This window comes from Streptomyces sp. NPDC050548, assembly GCF_044457385.1.
GTDB lineage: Bacteria > Actinomycetota > Actinomycetes > Streptomycetales > Streptomycetaceae > Streptomyces.
Genome location: NZ_JBITGV010000050.1, coordinates 1 through 1,718 on the forward strand (window position 1 = coordinate 1; position 1,718 = coordinate 1,718).

At 67.8% G+C, this 1,718-nt stretch carries 1 protein-coding gene; it reads left to right on the plus strand.

The window, feature by feature from the left end:
- Nucleotides 1-26: 26 nt before the first annotated feature.
- The coding region (locus tag ACIBJH_RS48165; RefSeq protein ID WP_399123418.1) for an AMP-binding protein at nucleotides 27-1,718 on the plus strand (1,692 nt) is incomplete at its 3' end.

Genomic DNA, 1,718 nt, shown 5'->3' on the forward strand with positions numbered 1-1,718 from the left:
AGTTGTCTCGGTCGTGTGGTGCGAGTGTGTTCATGACGGTGCAGGCCGCGTTGGCGGTGCTGTTGTCGAAGATGGGCGCCGGCCACGACATCCCGCTCGGAACCCCGATCGCGGGACGCACCGACGACGCCCTCGACGACCTCGTCGGATGTTTTCTGAACACGCTGGTTCTGCGGAGTGATGTGTCGGGTGATCCGTCGTTCCGGGAGGTGGTGGAGCGGGTCCGCGAGACCGACCTGGCGGCTTTCGCGCATCAGGACGTGCCGTTCGAGCGGCTGGTGGAGGTCCTCAACCCGGCCCGTTCCATGGCCCGCCACCCCCTCTTCCAGGTCATGCTCACCTTCCACAACAACGCGCAACCCGACCTCGACCTGCCCGGCGTTCAGACCACACCGGAACCCCTGGACAGTGCGGCGGCGAAGTTCGACCTGTCCGTCAGCCTGGGGGAGGTCCACGACGCGGACGGCATCCCCGCTGGGCTGCTGGGACAGGTGGAATACCGGACCGACCTGTTCACGGCGGAGACCGTCCGGAGCCTCACGGACCGCCTAGTGCGGGTACTTGAGACGGCAGTCGCCGAGCCCGATCGCGCCATCCGCGAGATCGACGTTCTTGCTGCGGATGAGCGCGAACAGATCCTGACCGCCTGGAACGACACTGCCCAAGAGGTTCCGAATGCGACGGTGCCCGAGTTGTTCCAGGCGCAGGTGGCACGTATCCCTGACGCTGTTGCCGTGATCAGCGGCGGCGTCGAGGTCACTTACGCCCAGCTCGATGTGCGAGTGGGTCGACTCGCGGAGAAGCTGATCGGGCTGGGAGTAGGCCGGGAGCGCCTGGTCGGCCTGTGCCTTCCGCGTGGCGTGGACATGATTGTGGCGCTCCTCGCAGTGTGGCGCGCGGGTGGTGCGTACGTACCGCTGGACCCGGAGTACCCGGCGGAGCGCCTCGGTTACATGGTGGCCGACAGCGGAGCGGTGGCGGTGCTGGGAACACCCGACACCGTGAAGGACGTGCCGCTGGATTCGGTGCACGTTCTGCTGCTCGATGAATTCGACGGCGGCGATGCGCGCGGGCCCGGCCTGCCCCGTGCCGCCGTCGACCCGGACCAGCTTGCCTACGTGATCTACACGTCGGGTTCGACCGGGCGCCCGAAGGGTGTCGCCGTTCCGCACCGAGGTGTGGCCAACCTGGCAGAAGTGATGCGGCCGGTACTCGGCGTCCGCGAAGGCGCGGTGGCCTTGCAGTTCGCCTCCTTCAGTTTTGACGCGTCCGTGCTGGACGTAGCCGTCACCCTCGCGGCCGGCGCGACCCTCGCGATCGCGTCGACCGCGGAGCGGTCGGAGCCGGAGGCGCTGGCCGAGATGATCAAGCAGTCCGGCGTGAACGTGGCCAGCGTCGTTCCTTCACTGCTCGGTGTACTCGACCCTCCGGCCGTGTCCGGCGTGGGGAACTGGGTCCTCGGCGCTGAACTGCTGACGGCGGACCTGGCGAGCCGGTGGACGGTCGGCGCACGCATGTGGAACACCTACGGTCCGACCGAGGCCACCGTCATCACCACGGCCGTCGAGCTGGACAGGGACATCAGGCCCGAGGACCAGCTGCCGCCGATCGGACGTCCGCTCGGGAATACGCGGGTGTATGTGCTGGATGCGGGTCTGTCGCCGGTGGCGGTGGGTGTTGCGGGTGAGTTGTATATCGCGGGTGTGCAGTTGGCGCGG